This window comes from Micromonospora sp. NPDC049799 (assembly GCF_040656655.1).
Taxonomy (GTDB): domain Bacteria; phylum Actinomycetota; class Actinomycetes; order Mycobacteriales; family Micromonosporaceae; genus Micromonospora.
In genome coordinates, this window is record NZ_JBFAMU010000291.1 from 1 (window position 1) to 6,209 (window position 6,209).

7 protein-coding genes and 1 pseudogene are annotated in these 6,209 nt (G+C 69.3%); all 8 read right to left on the reverse strand.

The window, feature by feature from the left end:
* A pseudogene (locus tag AB0I76_RS20115) lies at window positions 1-285 on the reverse strand (bifunctional 3'-5' exonuclease/DNA polymerase); the annotation flags it as partial.
* A gap of 21 nt (window positions 286-306) precedes the next feature.
* A complete protein-coding gene (locus AB0I76_RS20120) occupies window positions 307-663 on the reverse strand; it encodes a VOC family protein (protein WP_357037476.1) in 357 nt (118 codons plus the stop codon).
* A gap of 28 nt (window positions 664-691) precedes the next feature.
* A complete protein-coding gene (locus AB0I76_RS20125; RefSeq protein ID WP_357037479.1) occupies window positions 692-1,141 on the reverse strand; it encodes a DoxX family protein in 450 nt (149 codons plus the stop codon).
* A gap of 130 nt (window positions 1,142-1,271) precedes the next feature.
* Complete coding sequence (locus AB0I76_RS20130) at window positions 1,272-2,072, reverse strand: carbohydrate ABC transporter permease (protein ID WP_357037494.1); 801 nt, start codon at window positions 2,070-2,072, stop codon at window positions 1,272-1,274.
* 169 nt (window positions 2,073-2,241) lie between these two features.
* Window positions 2,242-3,183 (reverse strand): sugar ABC transporter permease, encoded by a 942-nt coding sequence (locus tag AB0I76_RS20135; RefSeq protein WP_357037482.1) that lies wholly within the window; start codon window positions 3,181-3,183, stop codon window positions 2,242-2,244.
* A gap of 21 nt (window positions 3,184-3,204) precedes the next feature.
* Complete coding sequence (gene ngcE / locus AB0I76_RS20140; RefSeq protein WP_357037485.1) at window positions 3,205-4,608, reverse strand: N-acetylglucosamine/diacetylchitobiose ABC transporter substrate-binding protein; 1,404 nt, start codon at window positions 4,606-4,608, stop codon at window positions 3,205-3,207.
* A 24-nt stretch (window positions 4,609-4,632) separates the two neighbouring features.
* Complete coding sequence (locus tag AB0I76_RS20145; protein WP_357037488.1) at window positions 4,633-5,382, reverse strand: SIS domain-containing protein; 750 nt, start codon at window positions 5,380-5,382, stop codon at window positions 4,633-4,635.
* On the reverse strand, window positions 5,379-6,209 hold an 831-nt coding region (locus AB0I76_RS20150), incomplete at its 5' end, for a MurR/RpiR family transcriptional regulator (RefSeq protein ID WP_357037491.1). The genes AB0I76_RS20150 and AB0I76_RS20145, both read right to left, overlap by 4 nt.

A 6,209-nucleotide genomic window follows, 5' to 3' on the forward strand; every position in this document is an offset into this window, starting at 1 on the left:
GGCGTGCCCGAGCAGCAGCGCCTCGGTCAGCTCGACGTCGTGGCACCGCTCGACCCGGGCCCCGGCCCGCAGCAGGGCGGGGTAGACCGTGGCGCCCGAGGCCCACACCCAACGCGGGTGCCCGTCGCGCTCCCGCGCGGCCACGGCGGCGGCGAGGTCGGTGACGGCCTCGGCGGGGCCGGTGGGACGGCCGGTCGGGTCGAGGGATTGCAGCACTCCCCCGCCGACCTCGTCCGCCACCACCGCCACCAGCACGAACGTGATTCTGCCTCGCCGGTCCGACACTCCACCGCCGGCGGGCGGGGGTCATTTGGTGAAGAACGCCAACCGGTGCCCGTCCGGATCCAGCAGGAGGAACTCCCGGCGCCCGGCGCGGACCTTGTGCGGCTCGGTCGACGGGGTGAACCCGGCGGCCAGCACCGCCGCGTGGGCCTCGTCGATGTCGTCGACCTTGAGGTACAGCGTCGGTCCGGACCCCGGAGCGATCGCGGCCCCGGCGTCGTCGTCGGCGGTGGTGAAGGTCAGCCAGAACCAGTTGACGTAGCAGGTGGCCTGCTGGTCGTCCCGTTTGCCGGGGCGGAACCCCAACGCCTCGTAGAACGCGGCCGTCTTGTCGAGGTCGCTCACCCGGTAGGTGAGGCCCGAGATGCTGCCGATCTTCATGTGCGCTCCTTCATCGTCGCGTGCGGTTTCAGACGTCGGACGGTCGGGCCGGTCGGACGCGGTCGGGCAGGACGTCCTGCCAGCGCGCGGGCCAGTTGACCAGGGCGAGGATCCCCATGATGACCAGGTGGACCGGCGCGGAGACGCTCTCGGACCACGTGTCGTGGTTGACGATGTGGGTGGTGGTCGCGCCGGTCAGCACGAACACCAGCACGGTGGCGCCGAGGAACCTCGCCCGCCGGCTGGGCACCACCAGGAGCACCGCGCCGAGGAACTCCAGTGCGCCCACCACGAAGCGCATCCACGCGGGGTACCCCCACTCGACGAACTTCATCGCGTACGGCGGCCCGAAGGGCGTCTCGCCCGGCAGGTACTTCGTGACGGCCCCCACGAGGAACTCGAGCGCCACAAACCAGTAGAGGACGGTCATCAGCCGTCCCGGCCGACCACCGTCGAGCCGCCGCCCGTCTCCGCTCATCGCCTGCCTCCGGTCTCCCGTCCACCTCGTCCATCCTGATGACAGGCGGCGAGGGGCGGATGTGACGACAGGAGTGGCCGTCCCGGTGGAACGGCCACTCCTGTCCTGCACCGGCGCGACGCGCCGCCCGTTACTTGCTGACGCCGGCGGTGAGACCGGACTGCACCTGGCGCTGGAAGACGACGTACACGACGAGCACCGGCAGCATCGCCATGGTCACCCCGGCGAACAGGCCGGACCAGTCGGACTTGTAGCCCTGGTTGACCGACAGCTCGATCAGGCCCTGGGCGATGACCTGGTTCTTCGGCTCCCCCGCGACCGACTGCATGAGCAGGGTCGGCAGGTACCACTGGTTCCACTGCCCGAGCACGTTGAAGATGCCGATGCTGATCAGCCCCGGCTTCGCCATCGGCAGCATCACGCTGAAGAACAGCCGGGTGTGCGACGCGCCGTCGACCATGCCCGCCTCGGCGATCGCGTTCGGCAGCGTCCGGAAGAACGAGTGCATGAAGAAGACCGTGAACGACAGCGACCAGGCCACGTACACGAGGATCAGCATCACGTGCTTGTTCGGGCCGAGGAACGGCAGCACCACGCCGGTGTTGTAGACGCCCTTGAACAGCGGCACCGCGGCGAGGTAGATCGGCAGCGTCAGCCCGGACAGGAACATCCAGTAGATGAGCCGGTTGCCCGGGAACTCGTAGCGGGCCAGGACGTACGCGGCCATGGAGCCCAGCAGCATGGTGAGGAAGACGCTGCCGACCAGCACCAGCAGCGTGTTGAGGAAGAAGCTGTCGATCCCCGCCGTCCAGGCGCGGGCGAAGTTGTCCCACTGAAGTGACTCGGGGAACAACGACAGCGGCTCGCGGATCACCTCGGAGTCGGTCTTGAGGGCGGACATCACCACCCAGGCCAGCGGGTAGATGACCATGACCGCCCACACCACGAGGAACAGGTGCGAGAAGCCGTTGAAGATCCGGGCGCCGAAGCCGTTGGCGGCGGAATCGGTCCCCCGGCCCGGCACGGCGCCGGCCGGCGGCGGAGCGGCGGGTCGGGTCCGGTCGGAGCTGTGTGTCACCGTGCTCATCGTCCAGGCCTCCTCAGTACTCGATCCGCTCACGGCGGGTGATCCGGAGCTGGAGGGCGGCCAGCAGGATCGTGAAGATGGCCAGTGCCACGGCGATCGCGCAGGCGTAGCCGAACTGGCCCTTCTGGAACGCGTTGAAGTTGATCACCGAGGCGAAGATCTCGCTGGCGTGGTTGGGGCCGCCCTGGCTGGGCGTCATCACGTACACCAGGGCGAACATGTCCAGGGCGATGAAGCCCAGGTACACCCAGGCCACCGAGACGGTGTCCCGCAGCAGCGGCAGGGTGATCCGGAAGAACGTGTGGAAGCGGCCCGCGCCGTCGAGCAGCGCCGCCTCGTAGATGTCCTTCGGGATCGACTGCATGGCGGCGGAGAAGAGCACCATGTAGAACCCGGCGCCGCTCCACACCGCGATGATCAGCAACCACCACAGCACCGCCGGTACGCCGAGGAACGGCTCGGGGTCGTTGGTGAAGGCGATCGGGTTGTCGGCGTCGACCAGCCCGATCTTGATGAGCAGGCCGTTGATCAGACCCTGGCTGTCGGCCCGGTAGATCTGCTGCCACATGACCGCGATGACCACCAGGGACAGCACCTGGGGGAAGAAGAAGATCACCTTGTACAGGCCGGAGCCGAAGACGCCCCGGATGCCGGCCCTGTCCTCGCGTCCGCCCACGTTGAGCAGGAACGCGAGGAACAGGGCCAGCGCGATCGTGAACAGCGGCACGGTGACCAGGAAGAACACGTTGTGCCAGAACGCCTTCCTGATCAGCTCGTCGGAGAACAGCCGGACGTAGTTGTCCAGCCCGACGAACTGCTGCCGGTCGGAGTAGCCTCCCCAGTCGGTCAGCGAGTACCCGGCCGCCTGGGCGAAGGGCCAGACCACGTAGAAGAGGTACAGCGCAACGGGCAGGGCCAGGAAGCCCGTGACGAAGCGCGCGACACCGTGCCGCATGGACTCACTCTTTTCGCTCGGTCAGGCGGTACGGGTCTGCTTCTTGATCGACGAGTCCTTGGCGACCTTGTCGGCGGCCGCCTGCATCTTGTCGACGAACTGCTGCGCGGTGAGCCGGCCGGCCATCAGCTCGGCGGAGAGGTTCTGGCTCTCCTTGTCCAGGTCGGCGTAGAAGTTCCACAGCTTGATCGAGATGAGGTCCGACCCGGCGTTCTTCATGACCTCGTTGGCGGTGGCGATCGCCGAGTCCTGCACGTTGTCCCCGGAGCCCTTGGTGGAGGCCAGCGACTTGGTCAGCTCGGCGAACTTCGCCGAGCCGGCCTTGGACACCACGGCCCGCAGGAACTCCTTGGCCGCCGCCTTGTTCGGCGCCTTGCTCGGCACCACGAAGCCTTCACCGGCACCGGCGTAGACGTCCTTCGGCGCCTTGTCGCTGGCGCCCAGGCCCCAGTAGTCCGACAGCTTCATCTCGAAGCCCGGCGGGATGGTCTTCGCCATCTCGTTCTTCAGCCAGGTGCCGACCTGGATGAACGCGGCCTTGCCGTCCAGCCACGCCTGCTGCGACTGGGTGTGGTCGAGCTTGCCCGGGAGCAGCAGCTTGTCCTTGACCATCTTCTCCCAGACCTCGATGGCCGGCAGGACGCCGTCGGCCTTCCAGGCGTTCTCCTTCAGGTTGTCGATGTCGACGACGACCTGCTTGCCGGCGGACTTCCAGACGGTGGCCATGATCGCCCACCGCGGGTAGTAGCCGTGCACGGCGTCGTGGACGTACGGCGCCATGCCCTTCGCCTTGATCTTCGGCGCGAGCGCGAAGAACTCCTCGAACGTCTTCGGCGGCGTCCAGCCCTCCTTGGCGAACAGGGCGCCGTTGTACCAGTTGCCCCACACCGTGTAGGCCACGTTGACCACGTAGAGCTTGCCCTGGTAGGTGCCGTCCGCGGCGGTGCCCGGCAGGAGCGAGTCCCCGACGGTGCCCTCGCTGTCCCAGGCGGGAGCGGTGAGCAGGTCGTCCAGCGGCTCGATCGCACCCTCGTTGATCAGCGTGCTGATGTCCATCATGTCGGCGCCCGAGTTCATGACCAGGTCACTCGGCTGGGTCGCCATCTTCGGCTGCTCTTCGGTCTTGATCTTCTGGGTGGAGCTCATGTTGACCGTGACGTTCGGGTGCTTGGCCTTGAAGATGACCTGGTCTTCCTTGGCCCAGGCGTCACCGAGACCACCGTTGAAGATGACCACCTTGACGGCGCTGTCGTCCTTCAGGCCGAACGGGTTGTCCTTGCTCTTCGCGGCACCGGAGTCGTCGGACTTGGTCGGCTCGCTGCCGGCGCAGGCGCTGAGCAGGCCGACGGCCGGCGTGACGAGCAGGCCCGCCGCCGCCGCGCGGCGCAGCAGGGTGCGACGGTCGAGTTCGGGGGTAACAGACATCTGCGACTCTCCTTGGGATTCGGGTCAGGCGGTACGCCGGAGGCGCCCGGCGTACCGCGACTCGAGGGCGTGGTTGTGCTCGTCCCCACCGGGGACGTTGGCGGAGAGGTAGATAGGGGGTACCTCTCCGGCCTGGTGGAACCGTCGTACGACCTCGGCGGTCAGCAGCTGCGCCAGGAGCGCCGCGGTGACCGAGGAGACCGCACAGACCGCGCCGCCGCCCTCGAGCGGCAGCAGTGCGTCGCCGTACGGCGCGCCGTTGTCCAGCACGACGTCGGCGAGGTCGACGAGCCGCTTGCCGGACGGGTGCCGTGGGGCGACCCGCGCGGTGTGCTCGACCGAGGTGACCGCGATCAGCGGGTGACCGCGACCGGTGACCAGCGCCGCCAGCTCGACCACCGAGCCGTTGATGCCGGACTGTGACGCCACCACGAACACGTCCTGCGGTTGGGGCGTCGCGAGTGCGTAGAGCTGGTGGGCGACGGCCGGGTCGCGCTCCAGCTTCGGGTCGGCGAGCATGTCGCGCGGGGCGTCGCCGTGCAGCACCAGGTCGTGCAGGGAGATCCGGTTGGTGGGTACGAGGCCACCGGCCCGGGCGACCAGCTCCGCGGCGAACGCCTCGGAGTGGCCGGCGCCGAAGGCCTGCAGCACGCCGCCGGAGCGGAGACTGCCGGCGATCAGGTCGGCGGCGGCGGTGAGCGCGTCGGCACTGTCGTCGACCAGCCGGTCGAGGACCGGACGGACCGCCTCGGCGTACCCCCGGGCACTGATCATGACGTGGCCCCCTTCGCGGCCTTGTGCCCGTCGACGGCCTGGGCGGTACGCCGGAAGGCCGCGTGGGCGCGGTCGTGGGTGCGCTGCGCGACGGCGATGTAGAGCAGGTCGAGCACGACGAGCTGGGGATGCCGGGCGGACAGCGCGTCCGGGCGGAAGGTGGTGGCCTGGCTGGCGGTGAGCAGCACGATGTCGGCCAGCTCGGCCAGCGGCGAGCGCGGGAACCCGGTGAGCGCGACGGTGGTCGCGCCTCGGCTGCCGGCCTCGGCGAGCATCTCGATGGTCTCCCGGGTCTGGCCGGTGTGCGAGATACCCAGCGCGACGTCGCCGGCCCGGAGCAGGGCCGCGCTGGCCAGCCCCTCGTGCACGTCGTTCCAGGCCCAGGCGGCCACCCCGATGCGGTGCAGGCTGAACTGCATCTCCTCGCCGACCAGCGCGCTGCCGCTGGCACCGAAGATGTTCACCCGGCTGGCCCCGGCGATGGCGACGGCGGCCCGTTCCACCTCGGCGAGGTCGAGCAGTGCGGCGGTGTCGTGCATGGCCCGGGTGTCGGCAGCCATGATCTGGTTGAGCACCCGGGACAGCGGGTCACCCGGTTGGATCTCCCGCCCGATGTCGACGGTCCAGCCCGCCGAGCGGGCCCGCCCGGTCTCGGCGGCGATGCCCAGCCGCAGGTCGGCGTACCCGTCGAAGCCCATCGCCCGGCAGAACCGGGTGATGGTCGCCGGCGAGGTGCCGCTTCGCTCGGCCAGTTCGACGATGGTCGCCCGGGCCGCTGCCTCCGGGTCGCTGAGCACGTGCTCGGCGACCCGGCGCAACGCCCCCGT